The 23,498-nt window shown below is 72.0% G+C and carries 27 protein-coding genes; 14 read left to right on the top strand and 13 right to left on the bottom strand.

All coding sequences use genetic code 11. The annotated features are described in order from the left end of the window. The first annotated feature begins 7 nt into the window (after positions 1-7). Both ACLQ3K_RS12720 and ACLQ3K_RS12715 read left to right on the top strand, forming a co-directional pair. Positions 8-943 (top strand): SDR family oxidoreductase, encoded by a 936-nt coding sequence (locus ACLQ3K_RS12720; protein ID WP_425999700.1) that lies wholly within the window; start codon positions 8-10, stop codon positions 941-943. Next, positions 927-1,496, top strand: a complete 570-nt coding sequence (locus ACLQ3K_RS12715; protein WP_308011425.1) for a TetR/AcrR family transcriptional regulator — start codon at positions 927-929, stop codon at positions 1,494-1,496. Before ACLQ3K_RS12720 ends, ACLQ3K_RS12715 begins: the two co-directional genes overlap by 17 nt. Before the next feature lie 21 nt (positions 1,497-1,517). Here ACLQ3K_RS12715 and ACLQ3K_RS12710 read toward each other — a convergent pair whose 3' ends face one another. Further along, on the bottom strand, positions 1,518-2,225 hold the full coding sequence (locus tag ACLQ3K_RS12710; RefSeq protein WP_224645980.1) for a DsbA family oxidoreductase: 708 nt from the start codon (positions 2,223-2,225) through the stop codon (positions 1,518-1,520). Positions 2,226-2,391: 166 nt separating this feature from the next. Between ACLQ3K_RS12710 and ACLQ3K_RS12705 the strand changes: the two genes are divergently transcribed. Beyond that, positions 2,392-2,751, top strand: a complete 360-nt coding sequence (locus ACLQ3K_RS12705; RefSeq protein WP_425999697.1) for a hypothetical protein — start codon at positions 2,392-2,394, stop codon at positions 2,749-2,751. A gap of 42 nt (positions 2,752-2,793) precedes the next feature. Here ACLQ3K_RS12705 and ACLQ3K_RS12700 read toward each other — a convergent pair whose 3' ends face one another. From ACLQ3K_RS12700 to ACLQ3K_RS12690, 3 genes are read right to left on the bottom strand one after another with little or no spacing between them, the layout of a single operon-like run. Next, complete coding sequence (locus tag ACLQ3K_RS12700) at positions 2,794-3,633, bottom strand: SDR family NAD(P)-dependent oxidoreductase (protein WP_224645982.1); 840 nt, start codon at positions 3,631-3,633, stop codon at positions 2,794-2,796. A gap of 10 nt (positions 3,634-3,643) precedes the next feature. Beyond that, positions 3,644-4,573 carry an oxygenase MpaB family protein gene (locus ACLQ3K_RS12695; RefSeq protein WP_224645983.1) on the bottom strand — a complete coding sequence of 310 codons (930 nt, stop codon included), beginning with the start codon at positions 4,571-4,573 and terminating at the stop codon, positions 3,644-3,646. A gap of 47 nt (positions 4,574-4,620) precedes the next feature. Beyond that, a complete protein-coding gene (locus ACLQ3K_RS12690) occupies positions 4,621-5,541 on the bottom strand; it encodes an A/G-specific adenine glycosylase (protein ID WP_425999694.1) in 921 nt (306 codons plus the stop codon). A gap of 9 nt (positions 5,542-5,550) precedes the next feature. Between ACLQ3K_RS12690 and ACLQ3K_RS12685 the strand changes: the two genes are divergently transcribed. Together ACLQ3K_RS12685 and ACLQ3K_RS12680 are read left to right on the top strand one after the other, a co-directional pair. Next, the gene (locus tag ACLQ3K_RS12685; protein ID WP_224645985.1) at positions 5,551-6,204 is read left to right on the top strand and encodes a carbonic anhydrase; all 654 of its coding nucleotides are present in this window, start codon (positions 5,551-5,553) and stop codon (positions 6,202-6,204) included. A gap of 69 nt (positions 6,205-6,273) precedes the next feature. Next, positions 6,274-7,083, top strand: coding sequence for a hypothetical protein (locus ACLQ3K_RS12680; protein ID WP_425999692.1), 810 nt, complete (start codon positions 6,274-6,276; stop codon positions 7,081-7,083). A 38-nt stretch (positions 7,084-7,121) separates the two neighbouring features. Here ACLQ3K_RS12680 and disA read toward each other — a convergent pair whose 3' ends face one another. Genes disA through ACLQ3K_RS12665 form a run of 3 tightly spaced genes read right to left on the bottom strand, consistent with a single transcriptional unit; the run spans position 7,122 to position 10,217 of the window. Beyond that, the gene (disA, locus tag ACLQ3K_RS12675) at positions 7,122-8,195 is read right to left on the bottom strand and encodes a DNA integrity scanning diadenylate cyclase DisA (RefSeq protein WP_425999690.1); all 1,074 of its coding nucleotides are present in this window, start codon (positions 8,193-8,195) and stop codon (positions 7,122-7,124) included. Between the two features lie 9 nt (positions 8,196-8,204). Further along, positions 8,205-9,608, bottom strand: coding sequence for a DNA repair protein RadA (gene radA / locus ACLQ3K_RS12670; RefSeq protein WP_425999688.1), 1,404 nt, complete (start codon positions 9,606-9,608; stop codon positions 8,205-8,207). 15 nt (positions 9,609-9,623) lie between these two features. After that, the gene (locus ACLQ3K_RS12665) at positions 9,624-10,217 is read right to left on the bottom strand and encodes a hypothetical protein (RefSeq protein ID WP_224645989.1); all 594 of its coding nucleotides are present in this window, start codon (positions 10,215-10,217) and stop codon (positions 9,624-9,626) included. Between the two features lie 282 nt (positions 10,218-10,499). Here ACLQ3K_RS12665 and ACLQ3K_RS12660 point away from each other — a divergent pair, with 282 nt between their 5' ends. Genes ACLQ3K_RS12660 through ispF form a run of 3 tightly spaced genes read left to right on the top strand, consistent with a single transcriptional unit; the run spans position 10,500 to position 12,117 of the window. Continuing rightward, positions 10,500-10,988: a CarD family transcriptional regulator gene (locus tag ACLQ3K_RS12660; RefSeq protein WP_068523712.1), complete on the top strand. Its 489-nt coding sequence runs from the start codon at positions 10,500-10,502 to the stop codon at positions 10,986-10,988. Further along, positions 10,985-11,647, top strand: a complete 663-nt coding sequence (gene ispD, locus ACLQ3K_RS12655) for a 2-C-methyl-D-erythritol 4-phosphate cytidylyltransferase (protein WP_425999825.1) — start codon at positions 10,985-10,987, stop codon at positions 11,645-11,647. The genes ACLQ3K_RS12660 and ispD overlap by 4 nt, the downstream gene beginning before the upstream one ends. 2 nt (positions 11,648-11,649) lie before the next feature. Continuing rightward, the gene (ispF, locus tag ACLQ3K_RS12650) at positions 11,650-12,117 is read left to right on the top strand and encodes a 2-C-methyl-D-erythritol 2,4-cyclodiphosphate synthase (RefSeq protein WP_425999823.1); all 468 of its coding nucleotides are present in this window, start codon (positions 11,650-11,652) and stop codon (positions 12,115-12,117) included. Between the two features lie 442 nt (positions 12,118-12,559). Here ispF and rarD read toward each other — a convergent pair whose 3' ends face one another. Beyond that, positions 12,560-13,483 carry an EamA family transporter RarD gene (rarD, locus tag ACLQ3K_RS12645; protein ID WP_425999685.1) on the bottom strand — a complete coding sequence of 308 codons (924 nt, stop codon included), beginning with the start codon at positions 13,481-13,483 and terminating at the stop codon, positions 12,560-12,562. Between the two features lie 85 nt (positions 13,484-13,568). On the opposite strand from rarD, the gene cysS reads away from it, so the two are divergent. From cysS to ACLQ3K_RS12630, 3 genes are read left to right on the top strand one after another with little or no spacing between them, the layout of a single operon-like run. Continuing rightward, positions 13,569-14,975 carry a cysteine--tRNA ligase gene (cysS, locus tag ACLQ3K_RS12640; protein ID WP_224645991.1) on the top strand — a complete coding sequence of 469 codons (1,407 nt, stop codon included), beginning with the start codon at positions 13,569-13,571 and terminating at the stop codon, positions 14,973-14,975. 11 nt (positions 14,976-14,986) lie between these two features. Continuing rightward, positions 14,987-15,952, top strand: coding sequence for a 23S rRNA (guanosine(2251)-2'-O)-methyltransferase RlmB (gene rlmB / locus ACLQ3K_RS12635; protein WP_425999683.1), 966 nt, complete (start codon positions 14,987-14,989; stop codon positions 15,950-15,952). Positions 15,953-15,977: 25 nt separating this feature from the next. Next, positions 15,978-16,586 carry a TetR/AcrR family transcriptional regulator gene (locus ACLQ3K_RS12630; RefSeq protein ID WP_224645993.1) on the top strand — a complete coding sequence of 203 codons (609 nt, stop codon included), beginning with the start codon at positions 15,978-15,980 and terminating at the stop codon, positions 16,584-16,586. Positions 16,587-16,590: 4 nt separating this feature from the next. On the opposite strand, the gene ACLQ3K_RS12625 is transcribed toward ACLQ3K_RS12630, so the two are convergent. From ACLQ3K_RS12625 to ACLQ3K_RS12605, 5 genes are all read right to left on the bottom strand, one after another. Beyond that, on the bottom strand, positions 16,591-17,346 hold the full coding sequence (locus tag ACLQ3K_RS12625) for a LamB/YcsF family protein (protein WP_425999681.1): 756 nt from the start codon (positions 17,344-17,346) through the stop codon (positions 16,591-16,593). Next, the gene (locus ACLQ3K_RS12620; protein WP_425999679.1) at positions 17,343-18,245 is read right to left on the bottom strand and encodes a metal ABC transporter permease; all 903 of its coding nucleotides are present in this window, start codon (positions 18,243-18,245) and stop codon (positions 17,343-17,345) included. Before ACLQ3K_RS12620 ends, ACLQ3K_RS12625 begins: the two co-directional genes overlap by 4 nt. Next, on the bottom strand, positions 18,245-19,000 hold the full coding sequence (locus tag ACLQ3K_RS12615) for a metal ABC transporter ATP-binding protein (protein ID WP_425999677.1): 756 nt from the start codon (positions 18,998-19,000) through the stop codon (positions 18,245-18,247). The genes ACLQ3K_RS12620 and ACLQ3K_RS12615 overlap by 1 nt, the downstream gene beginning before the upstream one ends. After that, a complete protein-coding gene (locus ACLQ3K_RS12610; RefSeq protein WP_425999675.1) occupies positions 18,997-19,893 on the bottom strand; it encodes a metal ABC transporter solute-binding protein, Zn/Mn family in 897 nt (298 codons plus the stop codon). Before ACLQ3K_RS12610 ends, ACLQ3K_RS12615 begins: the two co-directional genes overlap by 4 nt. A gap of 107 nt (positions 19,894-20,000) precedes the next feature. Beyond that, complete coding sequence (locus tag ACLQ3K_RS12605; RefSeq protein ID WP_425999673.1) at positions 20,001-20,420, bottom strand: nuclear transport factor 2 family protein; 420 nt, start codon at positions 20,418-20,420, stop codon at positions 20,001-20,003. 70 nt (positions 20,421-20,490) lie between these two features. On the opposite strand from ACLQ3K_RS12605, the gene ACLQ3K_RS12600 reads away from it, so the two are divergent. From ACLQ3K_RS12600 to ACLQ3K_RS12590, 3 genes are all read left to right on the top strand, one after another. After that, positions 20,491-21,048, top strand: a complete 558-nt coding sequence (locus tag ACLQ3K_RS12600) for a PadR family transcriptional regulator (RefSeq protein WP_425999671.1) — start codon at positions 20,491-20,493, stop codon at positions 21,046-21,048. Positions 21,049-21,199: 151 nt separating this feature from the next. Then, positions 21,200-22,753, top strand: a complete 1,554-nt coding sequence (locus ACLQ3K_RS12595) for an LVIVD repeat-containing protein (RefSeq protein WP_425999669.1) — start codon at positions 21,200-21,202, stop codon at positions 22,751-22,753. Beyond that, positions 22,750-23,478: a DUF305 domain-containing protein gene (locus ACLQ3K_RS12590; RefSeq protein WP_425999667.1), complete on the top strand. Its 729-nt coding sequence runs from the start codon at positions 22,750-22,752 to the stop codon at positions 23,476-23,478. The genes ACLQ3K_RS12595 and ACLQ3K_RS12590 overlap by 4 nt, the downstream gene beginning before the upstream one ends. Positions 23,479-23,498: the final 20 nt, after the last annotated feature.

The following is a 23,498-nucleotide window of genomic DNA, read 5'->3' as shown; positions in this document are numbered from 1 at the left end:
GAACGAGATGTACCAGGTCAGCGATCAGTCGGGCAGGACCTTCGTGGTCACCGGGTCGAACAGCGGAACCGGCAAGGAGGCGGCCAAGCGGTTCGCCGCGGCGGGCGCGACGGTGATCATGGCGGTCCGCACGCCGGAGAAGGGGGAGGCCGCGCGGCAGGAGATCCTCGCGCAGGTGCCCGGTGCCGACCTCGCGGTCCGGCGCCTCGACCTCGCGGACCTGGCGTCCGTGCGGGCCTTCGCCGACGGCATCGTCGCCGACGGTGTCGCGGTCGACGTCCTCGTCAACAACGCGGGCGTCATGACCCCGCCCGAGCGTTTCGAGACCGCCGACGGCTTCGAGCTGCAGTTCGGCTCGAACTTCCTCGGCCCGTTCGCGCTCACCAACCTCCTGCTGCCCGTGCTGCTCCAGTCCGCGGCGCCGAGCGTCACGACGATGAGCTCCGGCGTCGCCAACTTCGGCCGCATCGACTTCGACGATCCGCAGTCGCTGCGGAAGTACTCCCCGACCCGCGCCTACGGCCAGTCGAAGCTCGCCGACCTGCTCATGGCGAACCACCTCGCCGCGGAGAGCGAGCGCCGCGGCTGGGGCCTGCTCAGCGCCGCCGCGCACCCCGGCTATACCCAGACCAACCTGCAGACCGCGGGCGCGAGCCTCGGCGCGGGCAGTGAGCGCGAGTCCGTGGTCACCCGCTTCGCCGGCCGCTTCCTGCCCTCGCAACAGCCCGAGCAGGGCGCCGAGCCGTTGCTGCTCGCCGCGAGCGATCCGCAGGCCCGGAACGGCGAGTACTACGGCCCGCAGGGGCGATTCGGCCTCGTCGGCGCGCCGGGCGTGACCAAGAAGAACGCACGGATGCGGGACGCCGACGTCGCCGCGAAGCTGTGGAAGTACGCTGCCGAGGTGACCGGAACCGACCTGCCGCGCGATGCCGCCCGCGCCTAAGCAACAGCGCGACGCCGCTGCGACCCGCGCCCGGCTGCTCGACGCCGCGATCGTCGAGTTCGCCGAGCACGGGCTCGCGGGCGCGCGCGTCGACCGGATCGCCGCCGCGGCCGAGGCCAACAAGCAGCTGATCTACGCCTACTTCGGCAACAAACGGCAGCTCTTCGACGCCGTCATCGAGGGCCGCGTCGCGGAGCTGCTGGAGACGGTGCCCTTCACCGCCGAGGACCTGCCCGGCTACGCCGTGCGGTTGCGCGGCTTCAACCGTGCGCACCCCGAGCTGATGCGGCTCGTGCTCTGGCACACGCTCGAGTGCCCGGGGGAGTTGCTGGAGCTGGAGTTCACGTCGGACTCGAACGCGAAGAAGATCGCCGCCCTCCAGGCCGCACAGGATGCGGGCGCGGTCACCGCGGCGACGCCCGCGCCGACGCTGCTCCTCGAGGTGCTCGCTCTCGTGCACGGCGACATCCTCACCGGGGGCAGCGAGGCCGTGGAGGTCATGCTCGACGACGATGCGCTCGCGGCAGCCGTGCGGCGGCTCACCGCGCCGTAGGCCCGGTCGCGGGCCCGGGACTCAGTCGCGCGGCGGCAGCTCGCAGCCGTCGGGACCGCACGCCTCGGCGTCGTCGCCGCCGATGACGGTGAGCGGCTCCTCACCGCGGGCCTTCGTCAGCGCCTCGGTGAAGACCTCGGGCGGCTGGGCGCCGGAGACGGCGTACTTGCCGTCGAAGACGAAGAACGGGACGCCGCCGATGCCGATCCGCTTGGCGGTCTCCTCGTCGGCGCGGACCGCGTCCGCGTAGGCGGACGGATCGTCGAGCACCGCGCGGGCGGCGGCACCGTCGAACCCGGCGGACTCGGCGATGGCGACGAGGCGGTCGCGGCTGCCGAAGGCGGGCGTCGGCTCGGCGAAGTTCGCGGCGTAGAGCGCGTCGAGCAGCGCCTCCTGCCGGCCGAGCTCGAGGGCCCAATGGAGCAGGCGGTGCATGTCGAAGCTGTTGCCGCTGTCGCGGCCGTCGACCTGGTAGGGCAGGCCGAGCTGCTGCGCCTGCGCGCCGAGGCCGCGCTCGTTCGCGGCGGCCTGCGCCTCGCTGATGCCGTACTTGGCGGCGATCCGCGGGATGACGGGCTCGGAATCGCCGGCGGTCGGGTCCAGCTCGTAGGAGCGGTGGATCACCTCGACCTGGTCGCGCTGCGGGAAATCCGCGAGCGCTTCTTCGAAACGCGCCTTCCCGATGTAGCAGAAGGGGCAGTTGATATCGGTCCAGACGTCCACGCGCATGAAAGGTTCAACCGTCGGCGGCCCGCGGTGATTCCGTGCTCCGCGTCACGAACGGGTGGAGGTACTCCTCGTGTCGTCTGATCAGGGGAATCTCACCCGTGGGCGTTGTCGGGTCGTCGCCCGGTCGCGATCATGGGATTCGACTTGATCGGATGGGAGAGAAGACATGCAACGTCTCGTATCTCGCGGTACTGCGGTGGCTCTGCTCGCGGCCGCGGTCCTCGCCGGTGCGGCGCAGCTCGCCAACGCGGCGCGGAATCCGTACTTCCCGAACGGCGCGGTGAACTGGTGCCAGGGTGGACAGGCTCCCGGGTACGGCGGCGCGCGGTACTGCCTGGGGAAGCCGTACTCCGACGGGAGTTTCTACGCGCAGTCCTGGAGTCTCACGTCGGCGGGCATCTTCGCTCCCGGCGTGTGGCACGCGACCGCCTCGTGTTCGGTCCGCATCGGTGGATCCATCCAGGGCGGGAGCCCGAACGGCCGACCGTCCTGCGGCGGAGGGCCGCAGTTCATCGACGTCCGGTGACGCGGGCGGTCGCATGTCCATGCCATGTGACCGCCCGCGTCCTCACACGGCGTAGGTGACGCCCGTGAGCTTCTCGGAGACGGCCCACAACTCGGCCCACTTGGCCTGATCCTTCGAGACCGCGGTGCTGGAGCACTTGCCCACCGGGCCGCGGGACTGGAAGAGCTGCGTCGGCCCCCACCACGGGTGCGGGTCGAGGTCGGGATCGGTCGCGGCCAGGATCAGCGACTGCGCGGCCTTCGCCGGCGGGTTCGCCAGCATCGCGACGGCGGGCTTCATCACGAGATCCAGCGGGGTGTCCGTGCGGGCGAACAGCCCGGTCGGCGAGACCCCGGGGTGCACGTAGTACGCCTTCTTCTCGGAACCCGCGGCCTCGAACCGGCGCTGCAGCTCGCGCGCGAACATCATGTTCGCGAGCTTGCTCTGCCCGTACGCCTCGGTGCGCAGGTACTTCCGGTTCTCGTAGTTCGGGTCGTCCATGCGCCAGCGGTAGTTCTGCCGGTGCGCCACCGACGAGACCGCGACCACGCGGTCCGTCAGCCGGTCGAGCAGCAGGCCGGTGAGGGCGAAGTGCCCGAGGTGGTTCACGCCGAACTGCATCTCGAAGCCCTGCTTCGTGCGGCGCAGCGGGATGTTCATCAGGCCGGCGTTGTTGACGAGCACGTCGACCTCGGCGGTGCGGTCGGCGAAGGCGCGCACCGAGTCCAGGTCCGCGAGGTCGAGCTGCTCGACGGTCACGTCGCCGTCGATGCCGTCGGCGATGCGCTGGGCGCCCGCGACGTCGCGGCACGCCATCACGACGCGGCCGCCGGTGGCGGCGAGACTGCGCGTCACGACCTCGCCGAGGCCGCCGTTCGCGCCGGTCACTACATAGGTGGTCATGGCGGCCAGCCTACGAGGCGGTCGCCGCGCGTGCCCCACGGCCGTACCGCTCCCGCGCCTGCGCGGGCGTGACGATGCCCGCGGGCTCGTCGCTCTGGGCGAAGTGGCGGCGCAGGATCCCGCCCGTCATGGGCGCCACCAGCCCGCCCAGCCGGACGGTGCCCGCGGCGTGCTGGGCCGAGGCGGCGCGGACCGCGAGGCGCACGGCGAGCGGATAGGCGACGTCGACGACGCCGGGCTGATCGAAGCCGCCCATCTCGCGCATCCAGGCCGGCAGGGTCGCGATCGTGGCGGGAGCGATGAGCGCGCCGCCCATCCGCAGGCGCGCGCCGCGATCCCGCGGGCGCAGCAGGTAGTGCATGCCGGTGCGGGCGCGCTCGGTGAGCGCGAGCGTCGGCCGGACGCGCGCGAAGTACTCCCGCACCTCGTCGCGCGAGGTGGGCACGTCGGCCGGGTCGCAGGTCTGCAGCTCCGCGGCGACGACGCAGTCGCGCCAGTACCGCGCCTCCTCGTCGGCGGTGAGCGGCCCGGGACCGTACATCTCGTAGCACTTGAGCACCGAGTGCCAGCCGGTCACGTGGATCCACAGCTGCGAGGCCGGGTTGTTGGCGCTGTACCGCTTGCCGGTGATCGGCTCGATGCCGGTGGCCTTGCGGTGCACGTCCATGAGGTGCTCGGAGGCCTCGATCGCGGTCTTGGAATCCGCGGTGGCGACGAGGAGGAAGTAGGCGAGCGTCCGGTCGAGCCGGCCGAACGGGTCGGTGTAGATCCCCGCCGAGTCCGCGACCGCGGCGGTGAGGTTCGGGTCGAAGTGTTCCAGCACCACCGAGCGCTGGAAACCGATGAGTGCAGTGGGCGAGGCCCACACCTTCCACGTGGGCGAGTCCGGACCGAAGAATCCCTGGTCGGTGACGCGCAGCGGGCCGTCTGAGAGCTTCATGGCTCGAATCTATCACCAATTCCTACAGCTGTGAATAAAAACATCCGTCACCCCTCGCCGGCGAGCGCGAAGCGTCCGTCCCCCGTCTGCTCGATCAGCCCGTCCACCAGCAGCGAGTCCAGCGCGCGGTCGCGCTGCGCCGGATCGCGCTCCCACGCCAGGTCGAGCGCGGCGCGGGGGACGGCACCGTCGGCCCCGCGGAGCACGTCGAGGAGCCTCCCGCGCGCCTGTCGGTCGGTGCCCTCGTACTTCTGCACCTTCCGCGGCGCGACGGTGCCCGCCGGCGCCCCGGCCGCGAGCCACGCGCAGTCGCCGTGGACGGGGCACTCGCCGCAGCGCGGCGACCGCGCGGTGCAGACCAGCGCACCCAGCTCCATGAGCCCGGCCGAGAGTCGCGTCCGGCGGTCCGCGGGCACGGTGTCCAGGGCCGCCGTCGCCGCCGCCAGGTCGCGCTTGGCCGACGGTGCCGCCGCGTCCGAGTCGCCGTCCGCGGCGCGGGCGAGGACCCGCCGCACGTTGATGTCGACGACCGGCACGTCCTGGCCGAAGGCGAAGCACGCCACCGCGCGGGCGGTGTAGTCGCCCACGCCGGGCAGCGACAGCAGCTCGTCGACGTCGGCGGGGACGGCACCGTCGAACCGCTCGACGAGGGCCTGCGCGCACGCGTGCAGCCGCATCGCCCGGCGCGGGTAGCCGAGCTTGCCCCAGGCGCGCACGGCGTCGGCGCCGGTGGCGGCGGCGAGATCGGCAGGGGTGGGCCACCGCTCCATCCACGCGCGCCATACGGGCTCGACCCGCACCACGGGGGTCTGCTGCAGCATCACCTCGCTGACCAGGATCGCCCACGCCCCGACGTCCGGGGCCCGCCACGGGAGGTCGCGCTCCGCGGCGTCGAACCATCCCAGCACCGGTGTGAAATCCGGGACAGAATCCGCTCCGGTGTCTCGCGTCGACGTCACGAAGTGCATTATGGACCCATGCCCACCTCGACTCCTCCCGGCGCCTGGCGCGCCCTCCGTGAAGGCAACCAGCGCTTCGTCGAAGGCGCGCCGGCGCACCCGAACCAGGGCGCCAGCCGCGTGGCGGAACTCGCGAGCGGACAGCAGCCCACCGCGGTGCTGTTCGGCTGCGGCGACTCCCGCGTCGCCGCCGAGGTGATCTTCGACCAGGGCCTCGGCGACATGTTCGTGGTCCGCACCGCCGGCCACATCATCGACGCCGCCGTCCTCGGCTCGATCGAGTACGCCATCGAGGTGCTCAAGGTGCCGCTCATCGCGATCCTCGGGCACGACAGCTGCGGCGCGGTCGCGGCCACCGTGAACTCGATCGACACCGGCACCATGCCGCCCGGCTACATCCGCGACATCGTCGAGCGGCTGACCCCGTCGGTGCTCGCCGGCCGCCGCGAGGGCCTGTCGGACGTCAACGACATCACCGCGCAGCACGTCATGGAGACCAGCTGGCTGCTGATCGAGCGTTCGCGGATCATCGCCAAGGGCGTCGAGGAGGGCCGGGTCGCGATCGTCGGCCTCACCTACGAGCTCGCCGAGGGCAAGGTGCACCTGCGCGGCTCCGTCGGCGACATCGGCGAGGCGGCCACGTCGCCCTTCCAGGCCGTCCGGCCGGAGTGATCCGTACCGATTCGTGACACGCCGCCGCAGGTCAGCGGCGTGAGGTCGGGGAAACGTTACGGTTGAGGCGTGCTTGAGCCCAACGGACCCCTGCCGCCCGAGATCTACTGGCGCCGCCGCGTGCTGGCCGCCGTCTTGGCGCTGTTCGCGGTGCTCGTCGTGGTGCTCCTGATCGTCTTCGTCGGTGGCGGCAAGGACTCGTCGCAGAACGCGGCGGCGACCTCGTCGACGCCGGTCACCACGTCCGACCTGCCCCCGTCGCAGGCGCCCGACGGTGCCGACTCCTCCGCCGGGAACAACAACGGCGGCGGCTCGGGCGGGGCCGGCGGCTCGGGCGCGCCCCAGTCCGGCGCACCGGCTTCGGGTTCCGCTTCGGCCTCCGCCAGCTCCTCGGGCGGCGGCGTTCCGACGCCCGGCGCGGTCGTCGCCGGCGGCCCCTGCCCCGACGCGAACATCTCCGTGGTGGTCGGCGCCGACAAGCCGACGTACGCGCTCGGCGAGCAGCCGACCTTCGAGGCGACCGTGACGAACGCCGGCCCGGTCGCCTGCTCGCGCGACATCGGCTCCGGCCAGCAGCAGCTGATCGTGCTCACCCTCGACGGCAGCAAGCAGCTGTGGACCAACTTCGACTGCACCTTCCAGCCCGGGATCAAGAACGAGGTGCTGCAGCCCGGCCAGCAGTTGCGCTACAAGCTGCAGTGGGCCGGCACCACCTCGGCGCCCGGTTGCCAGGCGCAGCGCGTCCCCGTCGCGCCCGGCGCCTACCAGGTGGTCGCGCAGCTCGGCGCCAAGCGCAGCGCGCCGGTCACCTTCAACATCGTCCGGGCGGCACCCACGCCGGAGGCCGGCGCCGACGCGGGAACGGGCACCGGCAACTAGCCGCGCGGAACCCGGAGCGGGTCAGCAGGAACCGCGGCTCAGAAGCGCTCGACCGAGGCCTCGGCGAGGCGGGAGAGGCCTTCCCGGGCCTGCCGCGCACCGTCGGACCCGATACCGGGGACGGCCTGCAGGTCCGCGGCGGAGGCGGCGAGCAGCGTCTGCAGCGAGCCGAACGCGGCGACCAGCGCCTCGACCTGCGAGGGGCGCAGCCGCGGGATCGAGCCGAGCAGGCGGTGCCCGCGCGGCGAGACCGGCTCGTCCTGCGCCTCGACGGTGCCCGAGAAGCCCAGGGCCGCAGCGATGGTGGTGGCGGCGAGCAGGTCCGCATCGCTGAGCGTGTCGATGCGCGCGACGGCGGCGTCCACGGAGTCGCCGTCGCCGAGGTAGTCGCGGAGTACGGGCTCGCGGAGCGAGATCGACTCGCCCAAAAGGTCTTCCAGCTGCAGCGCGATCTGCCGGCCCGAGGTGCCGAGCTCCAGCACGTGCTGCTCGATCTCGACGGCCAGGCGTCGCACCAGCTCCAGTCGCTGCACGACGAGCGCGACCTCGTGGACGGTCACCACGTCCTCGATCTCCGCGCGGGAGAGCTGCGTGAGCACCTCGTCGAGGCGGTGGGCGTAGCGCTCCAGCGTGGCGATCGCGAGGTTGGCGCGGGAGAGGATGGGCGCCGCGTCGTCGACGAGGTGCCGCACCCCGCCGACGTAGGCGTGCACGATCGACATCGACGCGCTCACCGAGATCACCGGGTAACCGGTCTGGATCGCGGCACGCTCGGCCGAGCGGTGCCGCGTGCCCGACTCCTGCGTGGGGATCGCGGGATCCGGCACGAGCTGCACGTTCGCCCGCACGATCCGGCCACCGTCGGTGGAGAGCACCACCGCGCCGTCCATCTTCGCCAGCTCCCGCAGGCGGGTGGGCGCGAACTCGACGTCCAGGTGGAAGCCGCCGTCGCAGATGCCCTCGACCGCGTCGTCGTAGCCCAGCACGATGAGCGCGCCCGTGCGGCCGCGGAGGATCCGCTCGATCCCGTCGCGCAGCCCGGTGCCCGGGGCCACCCGGATCACGGTGTCGCGGAGCGACGCGTTCCCGCCGAACGCGGCTTCGAGGTCCATAGCGGTAGGTTAGCGCTCCTTCTTGCCGCTCGGCGCCAGGGAGCCCAGACGGAGGGCGTCGGCCAGCGTCGCCGCCTCGCCGATGTGGATGCCGTCGACCTTGAGCTTCTGCCCGTCGGGCGAGGGCGGCACGATGGCGTGGGTGAAGCCGAGGCGGGCGGCCTCCGCGAGGCGCCGCTCCAGGCCGGTCACGCGCCGCACCTCGCCGGCCAGTCCCACCTCGCCCAGCACGACGGTGTTCGGGCGCAGCGCCTTCTCGACCGCGCCGGACGCGACGGCCAGCGCCAGCGCGAGGTCGGCCGCCGGCTCGGTGATCTTCATGCCGCCGACCGTCGCGGCGTAGACGTCCTTCTGCGGCAGGTTCTCGATGCCGCCGTGCTTGGTCAGCACGGCCAGGATCATCGCCACCCGGGCCGAGTCCAGGCCGGAGACGGCCCGCCGCGGCGAGGGCAGGGGAGTGGGCGTCACGAGCGCCTGGAGCTCGCCCAGCATGGGCCGCTTGCCGTCGAGGCCGACGGTGACCGCGGTCCCGGCCGCGGCCTGGTCGCGGTGGTGCAGGAACAGGCCCGACGGGTCCGTGACCTCGACGATGCCGGACTCGCGCTGCTCGAAGCAGCCCACCTCGTCGGAGGCGCCGAAGCGGTTCTTGATGCCGCGCACCATGCGCAGCGTGGAGTGCTTGTCGCCCTCGAAGCTGAGCACCACGTCCACGAGGTGCTCCAGCGAGCGGGGACCGGCGACGGCGCCGTCCTTGGTGACGTGGCCGACGAGGATCACCGCGATGCCGGAGGCCTTCGCGAGCGACGTGAGCGTCGTCGTGATCGCGCGGACCTGCGTGACGCCGCCGTGCACCCCGTCGACGCCGGACGCCGAGAGGGTCTGCACCGAGTCGACCACCATGAGGGTGGGGGCGATCTGCTCGACGTGGCCGAGCACCGTGCCCAGATCGGACTCCGCGGCGAGGTACAGCTGATCCGAGAGGGCGCCGGTGCGCTCGGCGCGCAGCCGCACCTGGCCCGCGGACTCCTCGCCCGTGACGTACAGGGACTTACCGCGGCCCGTGGTGGCCCAGCGGTGCACGACCTCGAGCAGCAGCGTCGACTTGCCGACGCCGGGCTCGCCCGCGAGAAGGATCACGGAGCCGGGGACGATGCCGCCGCCGAGCACCCGGTCGAGCTCGCCGATGCCGACGGGCAGCGCGCGCGTCGAGTTCGGGTCGATCTTCGTGATCGGGACCGCGGGGGTCTTCGGGAGCGTCAGCCCGACGTTGGCCGCCGGGCCGGAGCCCGCGGCGGGGGCGGGCGCGCCCTCCTCCATCGTGGACCAGGCGCCGCACGACGGACAGCGGCCGACCCACTTGGCCACGGTGTGGCCGCACTCGGTGCAGGTGTACTGCACCTTGGCTCGTGCCATGAAGTACCGAGGGGCCTAGTGGCCGCCGGTGCCCTCGCCCGCACCGTGCTCGCCACCCTCGGTGGGGGTGATGCCAGCGGCGGAGGCGGGGGCGGCGCCGGCGTCGATCGGGACGTCGATCGGCAGCGAGCCGGCCTTCTCGAGGTGGAACCAGAGCTTGTTGGTCAGGCCCGGACGCCAGTTCGCGTCGACGGGGACGGAGACCGTGAGGCGGGTGATGCCGGCGGCCTTCGTGTCACTGCCCGCGGGGGCGGTGCCGTACAGCGAGCCGTTGGGCGCGAGGGTGGTGTCGCCGCCGATGGTGGCGAAGCGACCCTTCTCGTCCGAGATGCCCTTGAGCTTGTCGCCCTGGTGCGCGTTCAGGTTGGTCAGCACGAAGGCGAGCTTGCCCTGGCTGCCCGACACCGGGTACAGGACGTGCACGTCGCTGAGGGTGATCTTCTGATCCACGAAGGTCTGGTTGGCGCCGTTGATCGCGGCCACCTGGTTCGCGGTCTGCGAGATCTGGCCCGCGCCGCAGGCGGACACCGAGAGCAGGGCGCCGGCGGCGAGCAGGGCGCCCGCGACGGTGGTGGCGGTGCGGCGGGTCGAGACGGTGCGTGCGGACACGGTTCCTCCAGTTTCCTCCCCGTGCGCGGCGACACCCGCGTGCGGACGGTGCTGAGTATGTCACCACGCAGCGTAGTAGAAGGCGGGTCGGCCCGTGCCGCCGGGCGGCAAGTAGGGCGCGAGTACTACGCGCCGTCGTGCACTCCGCCGGTTGCCGGAACCTGCGGAGAACATCCACGGCTTCGTTTGTCAAGCCCAGGACGAGTCCTGACCTGCGACGTTGCCTCGCAGCCCGAATTCGCCCCGTGTTATCCTGGTCATATCGAAAGGGGCAAGGATCAGATGATTTTCAAGGTCGGAGACACCGTTGTCTACCCCCATCACGGTGCCGCACTGATCGAAGCTATCGAGATCAAGACCATCGGTGGACGTGAGCGCGAGTACCTCGTGCTCAAGGTCGCACAGGGTGATCTGACGGTCAAGGTTCCCGCTGAGAACGCCGAGGTCGTCGGCGTTCGTGACGTGGTCGGCCAGGAGGGCCTGGACAAGGTCTTCCAGGTGCTGCGCGCGCCGCACACCGAGGAGCCGACGAACTGGTCGCGCCGGTACAAGGCGAACCTCGAGAAGCTCGCGTCGGGCGATGTGAACAAGGTGGCCGAGGTCGTTCGCGACCTGTGGCGTCGGGAGCAGGATCGTGGCCTGTCGGCCGGCGAGAAGCGCATGCTGACGAAGGCCCGCCAGATCCTCGTGGGTGAGCTCGCGCTCGCCGAGGCGACGGACGACGGCAACGCCGAGTCCCGTCTGGACGAGGCGCTGGCGGCGGCCTCCTGACCGTCGTCGCGCTGGTCCCCGCCGCTGGGCAGGGGACACGCCTGGGGCTGAACATCCCCAAGGCCTTCGTGACTCTGAAAGACCGTTCACTGCTCGAAAGGGCAGTGGACGGTCTTTTGGCGTCCGGGGCCGTCGACGAGGTGGTCGTGATGGTGCCGCCGGACATGATCGAGCGGGCCCGGGAGCTGGTGCCGCGGGCACGCGTCGTCGTGGGCGGGGCGGAGCGCACCGACTCCGTCCGCGCGGGCCTCGCCGCCGCGGGATCGGCCGACCTGGTCCTGGTGCACGACGCGGCCCGGCCGCTGACGCCCGGCCCGATGATCGAGCGGGTGGTCGCCGCGCTGCGCGCCGGAGCCTCCGCCGTGATCCCCGTGTTGCCCGTCGCCGACACCATCAAGCGGGTCGGGCCCGACGGTGCCGTCGAGGCCACCGTCGACCGGGCCGACCTGCGCGCCGTGCAGACGCCCCAGGGGTTCAGCGCCGCGGCGCTGCGCGCGGCCTACGACGCCGCGCCCGGCGAGCTCGCCACCGACGACGCGGGCCTCGTCGAGCGGGCGGGCGGCACCGTCGTCACCGTTCCGGGCGACCCGCTCGCCCTGAAGATCACCACCGCCTTCGACCTGCGGGTCGCGGAAGTCCTTGCGCAGGAGCAGAGATGATCATTCCCCGCGTCGGCATCGGCACCGACGTCCATCCGTTCGAGCCGGGTCGCGAGTGCTGGATGCTCGGTCTCCTCTTCGACGGTGACGGCTGCTCCGGTCACTCCGACGGTGACGTCGCCGTGCACGCCCTGTGCGACGCCCTGCTCTCCGCCGGCGGTCTCGGCGACCTGGGCACCGTCTTCGGCGTCGGGCGCTCCGACAACGTCGGGATCACGGGCGCTCAGATGCTCACGCACGTGCGGTCGCTGCTGTCCGATGCCGGCTTCGTCGTGGGGAACGCCGCGGTGCAGCTGATCGGGAACCGGCCCAAGGTCGGGCCGCGACGGGACGAAGCGCAGCAGGTGCTGAGCGGGCTGCTCGGCGCCCCGGTCTCCGTCTCCGCCACCACGACCGACGGCCTCGGCCTCACCGGCCGCGGCGAGGGCGTCGCCGCCATGGCGACGGCCCTGGTCTACTCCGCAGGCTGACTCGGGACGGCACGTCACGGGCGCCCGCCGGGCGGGTCGTGTATCGATCGCAGAAGCTATGCGTCGCGCGCATGGCTTGAATATGTACAGGTCAGAGGCCTATTGCTGCGACCTGCCATGCGCGGCACGCATGCCCCTCCGTCCGGCGGGCGCGACACACCGTGTTGCGACCCGCTATGTCACTCGCGCCGCGTGGTGGCCCCGGTGTGTGGCCCCGTCGGCTGTCGCCCCCCGCCCGGCGCCGATCTGCGGACCCCACGTTCGAACCCCCACCAGAAGCCGTGCTTGCGCTGGGGGACCGGCTGACCCCCGCGGGCGTTCGGTCCCCCGCTGAACGCCATCACGGTCCCGCCCGCGTCGATCTGACCGCGCTGCGGGGGTATGCGTCACGCGCATGGCTGCGCAGAGCTACACACGAACCGCAGGGGGTGCAGCCGTCGAGCTACGCCGCGAGCCGGCCGGCCCGCGCGCGACGCAGCGTCACCACGGTGTCGACCGTGAGCAGGAGCAGCGCGATCCAGACGATGCCGAAGCCGATCCAGCGCTCGGGGGAGACGTGCTCGCCCAGGAACAGCACCGCGCACAGCAGCTGCATGATCGGCGTCGCGAACTGGATCAACCCGACGGTCACGAGCGGGATCCGGCGCGCGGCCGCGGCGAAGAGCAGCAGCGGCACCGCGGTGGCGACGCCCGCGAAGGCGAGCAGCGCGGCGTGGCTGGCGCCGTGGCGCGCGAAGTCGAGCCCGCCGCCCCACATGGCGATGCCCACCAGCACCGCCGCGGCGATCGGCGCGAGGATCGCCGTCTCCAGCGTCAGCCCTTGCAGCGCGTTCAGGTGCACGCCGACTTTGTTCTTCACCAGTCCGTAGAGGCCGAACGAGAACGCCAGCGCCAGCGCGGTCACGGGGAAGGTCCCGGCCACCACTGCGAGGTAGACGAACGCCAGGACGCCGATGCCGACCGCGACCCACTGCAGCGGCCGCAGCCGCTCGCGCAGCACGACCACGCCGAGCGCCACCGTGACCAGCGGATTCAGGAAGTAGCCGAGCGCCGCATCCGACGTGTGGCCCGACGTGACCGCCACGATGTAGACGATCCAGTTGGTGGAGATGAGCAGCGCGGCGATCGTCACCCCGGCCAGCAGCCGCGGCTGGCGCAGCACCGGCCGGATCCAGCCGAGGTCGCGCAGGATCAGCAGCGCGGCGCCGCACAGCACCAGCGTCCACAGGATCCGGTGCGCCAGGATCTCCCACGGCCCGGTGGGCTTGAGCGCGTCGAAGTACAGCGGGAACAGGCCCCACAGCAGGTAGGCGGCGATGCCCATGGCGGTGCCGCGGGTCACCTCGGAGACGTCGCGATCGGCCACCGAATGATCCTACCTTTTCGGGCGCGCACCGTCGAAGCCCCTGACCTGCGAGGCGCGCGCGCCGCGACCCGTAGAATCAGTCGACGTGACGCTGCGCCTTTACGACTCCCTGACCCGCGAGGTCCGTGACTTCGTGCCCCTCGTGGACGGCAAGGCGGGCATCTACCTCTGCGGCGCGACGGTCCAGGGCGTTCCCCACATCGGCCACATCCGCAGCGGCGTGGCCTTCGACGTGCTGCGTCGCTGGCTGATCGCGAAGGGCCTCGACGTGGCCTTCGTGCGGAACGTGACCGACATCGACGACAAGATCCTGCGCAAGGCAGCCGAGGCCGGTCGGCCCTGGTGGGAGTGGGCCGCGACGCACGAGCGCGAGTTCACCCGCGCCTACGACGCCCTGGGCGTGCTGCCCCCGTCGGCGGAGCCGCGGGCCACCGGGTTCATCACCCAGATGGTCACGTACATGGAACGGATGATCGAGCGCGGCCACGCCTACGCCGCGCCGTCGGGCACGGGCAACGACGTGTACTTCTCCGTCCGCAGCCTCCCGACCTACGGCGAGCTCAGCCGGCAGAAGGTCGACGACGTGCAGCAGGGCGAGACCCTCGCCGAGGGCAAGCGCGACCCGCTGGACTTCACGCTGTGGAAGGCCGCGAAGCCGGGCGAGCCCAGCTGGCCCTCCCCGTGGGGCGACGGCCGGCCGGGCTGGCACCTCGAGTGCTCCGCCATGGCGACGAGCTACCTGGGCGCGCAGTTCGACATCCACTGCGGCGGCATGGACCTCGTCTTCCCGCACCACGAGAACGAGATCGCGCAGGCGCACGGCGCGGGCGATCCGTTCGCGAACTACTGGCTGCACAACGGCTGGGTCACCATGTCGGGCGAGAAGATGAGCAAGTCGCTCGGCAACGTCGTCTCGATCCCCAACCTGCTCACGCAGTACCGCGCCGTCGAGCTGCGCTACTACCTCGGCTCGGCGCACTACCGGTCGATGCAGGAGTACTCGGCGGGCGCGCTGGACGAGGCGGTCACGGCCTACGGCCGGATCGAGGCGTTCGTGCGGCGCACCGTCGAACGGGCGGGGGAGGTGACCGTCGGCGAGTGGACCGACGGTTTCGCCGCCGCGCTCGACGACGATCTGGGCGTACCGTCGGCACTGGCGGAGGTCCACGGCACCGTGCGGGCCGGGAACGCGGCGCTCGAGTCGGGGAACCTCGACGAGGCGCGGCGGCTCGCGGGCGCGGTGCGGGCCATGACGGCGATCCTCGGCGTCGATCCGCTGGACCCGCACTGGGTCACGGAGAACGCCGGCGACGGCCACGCCATGGACGCCCTCGGCGTGCTGGTGCAGGCCGAGCTCGAGCGGCGCGCCGCCGCCCGGGCGGAGAAGAACTGGGCGGAGGCAGACGCGTCGCGCGACCGGCTGCACGCCGCGGGTATCGAGGTGACCGACGGTGCCGACGGCTCCGCCTGGACCCTGAAGACGAACAAGTAGGAGACGGACTGATGGCAGGCAATTCGCAGCGCCGCGGCGCGGTCCGCAAGGCGGGCACCAAGAAGGGGCAGGTCCAGGGCTCCGGCGGCGTCCGTCGCCGCGGGCTCGAGGGGCGCGGCGCGACGCCGGCCGCCAAGGACCGCCCGTACCACCCCGCGCACAAGAAGGCGCGGGCCGCGGCGAAGGCGTCCACCACGCCGCAGCGCCGTCCGAAGGTCGCCGGCCGCGCCGCCGACGACGGCCCCGAGTACGTCCTCGGCCGCAACCCCGTCGTCGAGTGCCTCCGCGCGGGCGTCCCCGCGTCGGCGCTGTACGTCGCGATCGGCTCGCAGAACGACGAGCGGCTCACCGAGTCCGTGCAGATCGCGGCCGACACGGGCATCGCGATCCTCGAGGTGCAGAAGGGCGAGCTGGACCGGCTCAGCGACAACGGCCTGCACCAGGGCGTCGCCCTGCAGGTTCCGCCGTACCAGTACGCGCACCCGGAGGACCTCCTCGCCCGGGCGAAGGACCGCGGCGAGGCGCCGCTCATCGTCGCGCTCGACAACATCACCGACCCCCGCAACCTGGGCGCCGTCATCCGCTCGACGGCCGCGTTCGGCGGGCACGGCGTGGTCATCCCGGGTCGACGGTCCGCGGCCGTCACCGCCGTCACCTGGCGCACCTCCGCGGGCGCGGCGGCCCGGCTGCCCGTCGCGCAGGCGCCCAACCTCAACCGTGCGCTCGCCGATTACGCGGCCGCAGGCCTGCAGGTCGTCGGGCTCGACGCGGGCGGCGACGTGGACCTCGACGACTACCGCGCCGACACCGGCGTGGTCGTGGTCGTCGGCTCCGAGGGCAAGGGCCTCTCGCGCCTGGTGCGCGAGAACTGCGATTCGATCCTGTCGATCCCGATCGCGTCTTCGGTCGAGTCGCTCAACGCCTCGGTCGCCGCGGGCGTCGTCCTGGCCGAGTTCGCGCGACAGCGTCGTCAGTAAAGATCATCTGCGTTAGCCTGAACGAATGACCTCACTCGAGGAGCGGCAGGAGAGCCGGCGCCGACAGATGCTCGACGCCGGCATCGCGCTCCTCGGCGGCCCGGAGGCAGGGGCGCTCGGTGTCCGCGCCGTGTGCCGCTCCACCGGGATCACCGAGCGCTACTTCTACGAGGCATTCGGCACGCGCGACGGCTTCGCGCACGCCGTCTACGACGACGTCAGCGGCCGCGCACAGGACGCGCTGGTCCGCGGCGTCCGCGATGCCTACGCCGCTGCACCGGACGGCGAGGCCGTGTCCCCGGTCACGGTCGCCGAGGGCTCGGTCACCACCTTCGTCGAGTTCGTCGTCGACAGGCCGGACGTCGGGCGGGTGCTCCTGCTCGGCCCCTACCGCGAGCCCTCGCTCGCCGAGCGGGGCCTCGGCAGCATGCCGGGATTCTTCGACGTGGTCGCGGGCGCGCTGCCCTCCTCCGTGGACGGAACGACCCGGCGTCTCGTCGCGATGGGTCTCGTCGGCGCGCTGACCACGCTGTTCACCGAGTTCATCGCCGGGCGGCTCGACGTCACGCGGGAGCGGCTCGTCGACCACTGTGTCCGCCTCGTCGCCACCGCGCCGAAGCGGTTCGCGGACTGAGGCGCTAGGCGAACCGCGCGATCGTCACGCCGGCACCGTCGAGCACGGTGCGCAGGCGTCGCGCGACGGCGACGGCCGACGGGTTGTCGCCGTGCACGCACACGGAATCCGGCGTGAGTTGCACCTCGGAGCCGTCGATCGCTTCGACGGTGCCGTCGCCGACCATGCGCAGCACGCGCGCGGCGATCTCGTCTGGGTCGTGCAGCACCGAGCCCTCCCGCGAGCGGGGGACGAGCGCACCGTCGGCCAGGTAGGCGCGGTCGGCGAAGGCCTCCCGCACGGTGCGCAGCCCGCGCTCGGCGGCGATGCGGAGGAAGGCGGAGCCGGGGAGGCCGAGGACCGGGAGCTCGGGCGCGGCCGCGAGCACGCCCTCCACGACGGCCTCCGCCTGCACGGAATCGGCGACGATCCGGTTGTACAGCGCGCCGTGCGGCTTGACGTAGTCGACGGTGCCGCCGACGCTCCGCGCGATCGCCTGCAGGGCGCCGATCTGGTAGATCACGTCGGCGGTGAGGTCGGCGGCGGGAACGTCCATGGCCCGGCGGCCGAAGCCGCGCAGGTCCGCGTAGCCCACCTGGGCGCCGGTCGCCACGCCCTTGGCCACCGCCGCGGCGCAGGTCTCCCGCAGCGTCGTGGGGTCGCCGGCGTGGAAGCCGCACGCGACGTTGGCCGAGGTCACCACGTCGAGCAGAGCGGCGTCGTCGCCGAGGCGCCAGGCGCCGAAGGACTCGCCGCAGTCGGCGTTGAGGTCGATTCTCACGACCTCGACGGTAGCGCGTGCTGGCAGTCGTGCGCGGGCGCGTCGACGGGCGCGACGGTGCCGCGACGGCCGCGCTGCCCGAGCAGGCGGCAGACCAGGTAGATCAGGAACGAGATCGACGTGACGAACACCGACACCGGCAGCGCGGGGGCCAGCGACAGGATGATGCCGCCGACGGCGGAGACCAGTGCGAAGATCAGCGAGAGCACCGTCGCCTTGCCGGGCGAGCTGGTGACCCGTGCGGCCGCGGCGGCCGGCGTGATGAGCAGGCTCATCACCAGCAGCGCCCCGACGATCTGCACGCCCTGTGCGGCGGCGGCACCCACGAGCATCGCGAAGACCACGGACAGCGTCTTGACGGGGACGCCGTGCGCGGCGGCCACGTCGGGGTCGGTCGAGAGGAACAGCAGCGGCCGGTAGATGAACGCGAGGATCAGCAGCACCACGACGGTGGTGATCGCCATGAGCGTCACCCCGCTCATCCCGACGGCCACGATCTGCCCGGTGAGCAGCGCGAACGCGGTGCCCTGCCGGCCCTCGTGCAGCGCCAGGAACAGCACCGACAGGCCCAGGCCGAAGGCCATGATCACGCCGATCACCGAGTCCCGCTCACGCGCGTAGACGCCGAGCAGGCCGAACAGCAGGCCCGCGACGAGTGCGCCGAGCAGCGCGCCCGAACCCACGCTCCAGCCCATGAGCAGGGCGAAGGCGGCGCCGGTGAGCGACAGCTCGGAGGTGCCGTGCACGCTGAAGGCCATCTGCCGCGAGACGATGAGCGGGCCCATCACCCCGGCCAGCACGCCGAGCAGCGCCGCGGCGAGCAGCGCCTGCTGCACGAAGGGCTGCTGCAGCAGCTCCCAGGTGAGGGAGAAGTTCGTCAGGTTCTCGAGCCGGTCCATCAGTGATCCCCTCCCACCACGACCAGCCGATCGCGCACGTGCAGCACGTCGACGGGGGTGCGGTACAGCCGGGTCAGCCGCTCGGAGGTCATCACCTCGGCGGTCGGCCCCACCTCGAACCGCCCGTCCACCAGGTAGAGGACGCGGTCGCAGTAGGGGAGCACCGGGTTGATCTCGTGCGTCACGAACAGCACGGCGGTGTCGTGCTCGCGGCGGCGGCGCTCGATGAGCGAGACGGCCAGCTGCTGGTTACCCGGGTCGAGGGAGAGCAGGGGCTCGTCGCAGAGCAGGATCGTCGGGTCCGAGGCGAGGGCCTGCGCCACCCGCAGCCGCTGCTGCTCGCCGCCGGAGAGCGAGCCGATGGGCGCCTCGGCGAAGGCCTCGGCGTCGACCTGCCGGAGCGCCTCGTCGACGGCGGACCGTCGGGCGCCGCGGTTGCGCAGGCCGAGACCCCAGGCGGCACCGTCGAAGCCCAGGCCCACGAGGTCGCGCCCGCGCAGGGGCACGGCGCCGTCGAGCGCGCGCTGCTGCGGGATGTAACCGATCCGGCCGTTCACCTCGACCGATCCGGCGGAGAGGTGGCTCTGGCCGAGCAGGATGCGCAGCAGCGAGGTCTTGCCGGCGCCGTTCGGGCCGAGCACGGCGACGAACTCGCCGGGCGCGATGTCGAGGTCGAGACCGTCCCAGAGGGTGCGGTCCCCGTAGCGCAGCCCGGCGTCCCGCAGGCGGATCACCGGGTCCGACGGTGCGCTCACGGGCGCGGCGCGAGCGCGTCGGACAGCGCCTTGACGTTGCTCGCCTGCCACGCGATGTAGTCGTCGACGCCCGCGGGCAGCGACTCGGTGACCCTGACGACGGGCACGCCCGCGGTCTCGGCGGTCTTCGCCAGCGCGGCGGTCACGGGGCTCTCGGTCTGCGCGTTGAGCACGACGGCGCGGACCTGCTTGCCGCTGACCAGCGCGTTCGCGGCGGCGATGTCGGCGGGCGCCGGGTCGGTGCCCGACTCGATGGCCGCGGTGTAGCGGGCGGGCGCGGCGTCGGTCAGGCCCGCGAGCGCGAGCAGGTAGCCGGCGACGGGCTCGGTCGCCGCGATCTTGGCGCCCGGGTTGGCGTGGCCGATGGCGCGGGCCTGGCCGATGACGGTGTCGAGCTTCGTGGAGAAGGCCGCGGCACGGCTCTCGTAGCCCTCGCGGTGCGCGGCGTCCTTCTCGGCCAGCGCCTTCGCGACGGCGGTCGCGACCTTCTGCATGGTGGGCAGGTCGTAGAAGACGTGCTCGTTCTCGCTCTTCGGGTCCTGCAGCGAGACCGCGTCGACCTTCGCGGCGGCGGCGCCCTCGGCGGCCTGCTCGATGTAGGCGTCGTAGTGGCCGCCGTTGTAGACGAGCACCGCGGCCTTCTTGACCTTGAGGGTGTCCTGCGCGGAGGGCTCGAACTCGTGCGGGTCGCCCGTCGGGTTCGCGAACAGCGAGGTCACCGTGGCGTCGCCGCCCGCGACGGCCTGCGCGACCGCGCCGTAGACGTCGGTCGACGCCACCACGGCGGGCTTGCCGTCGCCGGCGTCCGAGGAGGACGTCCCGCACGCGGTGAGCGCGAGGGCCGCGACGGCGACGGCGCCGGCGACCCGGGTGAGACGAAGGCGGTTGCGCACGGTCGAGCTCCTCTGACAGCAATGGGAATCGTTGTCATTTAGAGTAGCGGCGACGTGGTTGCACTGTCGAATAGGCGGATGCGCATGTATCAGCGCGTCCGGTGCGGTCAGGCCCCGGCGGTTCCGGCGGCCTCGGCCTGCGCGGTGGCGGCGGCCTCCTCGGCGATGGCGCCGAACTGCGCGCCCATGGCGGCGGAGAGGGCCTGCGCGGCGGAGAGCGGGCGGACCATCACCATGAAGTCGTCGATCTTGCCCTCGGCGTTGACGTGGATGAAGTCGCAGCCGGTGATCTTCTTGCCGTCGACCGCGGCCTCGAAGACGAGCGCGTGGTCGTCGCCGTCGTTGATCTCGCGGACGTAGCGGAAGTCCTCGAAGACGCGCAGCACGCCGCGCAGGATCGCCGCGGTGATGTGCCGGCCCTCGTAGGGCTTGAAGGCGACGGGGCTGGTGAAGGTCACGTCGTCGGCGAGGAGGCCGTCGAAGGCCCCGCCGTCGCGGGCCTCGACGGCGGCACGGAACTCACGCATGGGATCTCCTAGTAAATTTGTTGAGTAGGTACCCGCGAGTATAGGCAATTGATTGACTAGAATGGAAGGCATGGCGCTGCGGCACGCGATCTCCTCGACCCTGCTGGTGTTGGGGGAGGCCTCCGGGTACGACCTCTCCAAGGAGTTCGACGGTGCCCGCGCCAACTTCTGGGTGGCTACGCCGCAGCAGCTCTACCGGGAGCTCGAGCGCATGGAGTCCGACGGGGTGATCGTCGCGCGGACCGTCGAGCAGGAGAAGCGACCGAACAAGCGTGTCTTCCGGCTCACCGACGCCGGCTGCGCGGAGCTCGCCGCCTTCACGGCGGAGGCCCCGCGGGCGACGGCGATCCGCGACGAGCTGATGGTGCAGGTACAGGCCGTCGAGGTGGGTGATCCGGCCGCGGTGTGCGACGCCGTGTCCGCGCTCCGCGACGCCGCCGCGGCCAAGCTCGCCTATTACGAGCGGATCGAGCGCACCTGGCTCGGCGACCGCGGCCGCGCCGAGCTCCTCGCCGACGTGCACCTCGGCGGCCCGTATCTCACACTGCTGCGCGGGCTGTCCTTCGAGCGGGAGAACGTCGCGTGGGCGGAGTTGGCGCTGCCGGTGCTGCGTGCCCGGATCGCCTGACGCGCAGTGACGTGCTCGGCATTTTCCGGTTTCAGCGGAAAAGTTAATCACCGTTCCCTAGGATGCCTGCAGGACCAACCCGTGTAGGGGTGTGAATGCGATTCGCATCCCGCGCCGGATCGCCCGGGACCTGCGGGAATGCGGAGGATGCATGAGGACCACCGGTGTGAGGGCCTCGGCCCTGCTGCGTTGCCTGCTGGCCGGCCTGCTCGTGGCCGTGGGGGTGGCGGGCGCGCCGGGCGTGGCGCAGGCCGACCCGTCGTACTTCCCCGCGACCGGCCGATGGGAGAAGGCGGTCCCGCGTGCGGACTGCCGCGAGGGCGACCGCGTCGAAACGGGGATCCAGGGCGACGTCCCGCTCGAGGACCGCAAGAACCGGCGCAGCACCAAGGGCTACAACTGCAACATCGACCTCGTCGGCCAGTACCAGGGCGACGGTGCTGGCATCGTCAGCCCGAGCTACAAGAACTGCTCGTACATCTCCACGACCTTCCCGACGAACTTCGCCGGCGGCCGCGGCCCCGGCGTGCGGGTCATCGACAACTCCGACCCGAAGAACCCGAAGCAGACGGCGGTCCTCAACGAGCTCGGCATGGTCACCGGGACGTGGGAGTCGCTCAAGGTCAACGCGAAACGCGGACTCCTGATCGGCACCTCCGTCCCGTTTCTGACGGGATTCGGCTACATCGCGATCTACGACGTCGCGACAGACTGCGCCCGGCCGCGGCTGCTCAACCCGGGCCCCGGTTCGAACCTGGCGATGCCGATCCCGATCACCACCCACGAGGGCGACTTCTCGCCCGACGGGCGGACGTATTGGGCGTCCGGGCCGATCGCGGGGCATCTCAGCGCCGTCGACATCACCGACCCCGCCAATCCGATGGTCGTCTGGTCGGGCATCACGGGGATCGAGGGGCACGGCATCGGCTTCTCGCCCGACGGTCGGCAGCTGTACGCCTCCACGCTCGCCGGCATCACCGTCATCGACGTCTCGGCGATCCAGGACCGCAAGCCGCGCACGGTCGTGACCGCGCCGGTGCCGCACGTGGGTCGCAAGTTCTGGCTCGACGGGAACATCACGCAGCACAGCATCTACGTCACCTACGGCGGCAAGCCCCACGTCTACGTGGTCGACGAGGCCGGATCGGGCGGCGTGAAACTGCTCGCTCTCACCGATCTCAAGGACCTCAAGCTCCGCAATCAGATCAAGCTCGAGATCAACCTGCCGAAGAACGCGACCAAGTGGGCGTCCAGTGCCACGTCGAACGGCGTCTTCGGCTACGACGCGCACTACTGCACCGTCGACCGGCCGGAGCAGCCGACGGCCATGGCGTGCGGCTGGATCCAGTCCGGGATCCGCGTCTTCGACATCCGCGATCCCGACCGGATCCGCGAGATCGCCTACTTCAATCCGCCGGCGCAGACGGGGAAGAACCTGCAGTTGCCGAACTCGACGCACGCCCTGCTCGGCTCGATCATCGCGCCGCCGATCATGGGCACGCTGTCGATCGCGCGGTCGATCCTGCAGGGGCAGGCCCCGGTCAACGGGATCATCAACGACCAGAGCAGGCTCCTGGGCGCGGATCTTTCGGCCGACTGGTGCATGTCGCCGCCGGAGTTCCGCGGCAACGAACTCATGGTCAGCTGCATGGACAACGGCTTCCTGCGGCTGCGCATCGACCCGAAGGTGTACTCGCCACGATGACGGGATTCACGGAACGGCGGTCCGTGCGCGCGGCCGCCGCAGTGCTGGCGATCGCCCTGGCGGTCGCGATCGGCGTCCTGATCGGGAGGGGCGCCCAGCCGGCGGAGCCCGAGCAGCAGCCGGGCGGTCCGCAGCTGCTCAGCGCCGCCGACATCGGCTTCGCGCAGGACATGATCGCGCACCACCAGCAGGCGCTGCAGATCGTCGAGTTGCTGGGGCCCGACCTCAGCGCGGACGTGCGGGGCATCGCGACGCAGATCCAGCTCTCGCAGAGCAGGGAGATCGGCGTCATGGGCTGGCTCGAGGTGCTGGGGGAGCCGCTGCAGAACCCGAACCCGATGGCCTGGATGACGGACGAATCCTCGGCACCGTCGACGGGCGCGAGCGGGGGCGGGGCGCACGGCGGCCACGCGATGCCCGCCGCGACGTCGAGCTCGGCGTCGGCCGCGCCGACGATGCAGCACGCCATGCCCGGGATGGCGACGAGCGAGGAGCTCACGGCGCTGACCACCGCGTCGGGTGTGCAACAGGAGATTCGGTTCCTGCAGCTGATGCTCCGCCACCACCAGGGCGGCGTCGACATGGCGGGGTACGCGCAACGCGGCGGTGACGCGCCGGCGGTCCGCCAGCGCGCCACTGCCATGGCCAAGGGGCAGTCCGACGAGATCAGCATGATGCTGGTCCAGCTCACCGCGCGGAACGCGACCTCGCTGCCCTACCCCTGACGCCGGCCGAGCCTCGGTCC

This window comes from Tsukamurella sp. DT100, from assembly GCF_049844855.1.
Classification (GTDB): domain Bacteria; phylum Actinomycetota; class Actinomycetes; order Mycobacteriales; family Mycobacteriaceae; genus Tsukamurella.
This window is presented reverse-complemented; position numbering and strand designations above follow the sequence as displayed.

Excerpts from the sequence above, each read along its gene's own strand:
- ACLQ3K_RS12720 (WP_425999700.1), top strand. The coding sequence starts at position 8 with ATGTACCAGGTCAGCGATCAGTCGGGCAGGACCTTCGTGGTCACCGGG.
- ACLQ3K_RS12715 (WP_308011425.1), top strand. The coding sequence starts at position 927 with ATGCCGCCCGCGCCTAAGCAACAGCGCGACGCCGCTGCGACCCGCGCC.
- ACLQ3K_RS12710 (WP_224645980.1), bottom strand. The coding sequence starts at position 2,225 with ATGCGCGTGGACGTCTGGACCGATATCAACTGCCCCTTCTGCTACATC.
- ACLQ3K_RS12705 (WP_425999697.1), top strand. The coding sequence starts at position 2,392 with ATGCAACGTCTCGTATCTCGCGGTACTGCGGTGGCTCTGCTCGCGGCC.
- ACLQ3K_RS12700 (WP_224645982.1), bottom strand. The coding sequence starts at position 3,633 with ATGACCACCTATGTAGTGACCGGCGCGAACGGCGGCCTCGGCGAGGTC.
- ACLQ3K_RS12695 (WP_224645983.1), bottom strand. The coding sequence starts at position 4,573 with ATGAAGCTCTCAGACGGCCCGCTGCGCGTCACCGACCAGGGATTCTTC.
- ACLQ3K_RS12690 (WP_425999694.1), bottom strand. The coding sequence starts at position 5,541 with ATGCACTTCGTGACGTCGACGCGAGACACCGGAGCGGATTCTGTCCCG.
- ACLQ3K_RS12685 (WP_224645985.1), top strand. The coding sequence starts at position 5,551 with ATGCCCACCTCGACTCCTCCCGGCGCCTGGCGCGCCCTCCGTGAAGGC.
- disA (WP_425999690.1), bottom strand. The coding sequence starts at position 8,195 with ATGGACCTCGAAGCCGCGTTCGGCGGGAACGCGTCGCTCCGCGACACC.
- radA (WP_425999688.1), bottom strand. The coding sequence starts at position 9,608 with ATGGCACGAGCCAAGGTGCAGTACACCTGCACCGAGTGCGGCCACACC.
- ACLQ3K_RS12660 (WP_068523712.1), top strand. The coding sequence starts at position 10,500 with ATGATTTTCAAGGTCGGAGACACCGTTGTCTACCCCCATCACGGTGCC.
- rlmB (WP_425999683.1), top strand. The coding sequence starts at position 14,987 with ATGGCAGGCAATTCGCAGCGCCGCGGCGCGGTCCGCAAGGCGGGCACC.
- ACLQ3K_RS12630 (WP_224645993.1), top strand. The coding sequence starts at position 15,978 with ATGACCTCACTCGAGGAGCGGCAGGAGAGCCGGCGCCGACAGATGCTC.
- ACLQ3K_RS12620 (WP_425999679.1), bottom strand. The coding sequence starts at position 18,245 with ATGGACCGGCTCGAGAACCTGACGAACTTCTCCCTCACCTGGGAGCTG.
- ACLQ3K_RS12605 (WP_425999673.1), bottom strand. The coding sequence starts at position 20,420 with ATGCGTGAGTTCCGTGCCGCCGTCGAGGCCCGCGACGGCGGGGCCTTC.
- ACLQ3K_RS12600 (WP_425999671.1), top strand. The coding sequence starts at position 20,491 with ATGGCGCTGCGGCACGCGATCTCCTCGACCCTGCTGGTGTTGGGGGAG.
- ACLQ3K_RS12595 (WP_425999669.1), top strand. The coding sequence starts at position 21,200 with ATGAGGACCACCGGTGTGAGGGCCTCGGCCCTGCTGCGTTGCCTGCTG.
- ACLQ3K_RS12590 (WP_425999667.1), top strand. The coding sequence starts at position 22,750 with ATGACGGGATTCACGGAACGGCGGTCCGTGCGCGCGGCCGCCGCAGTG.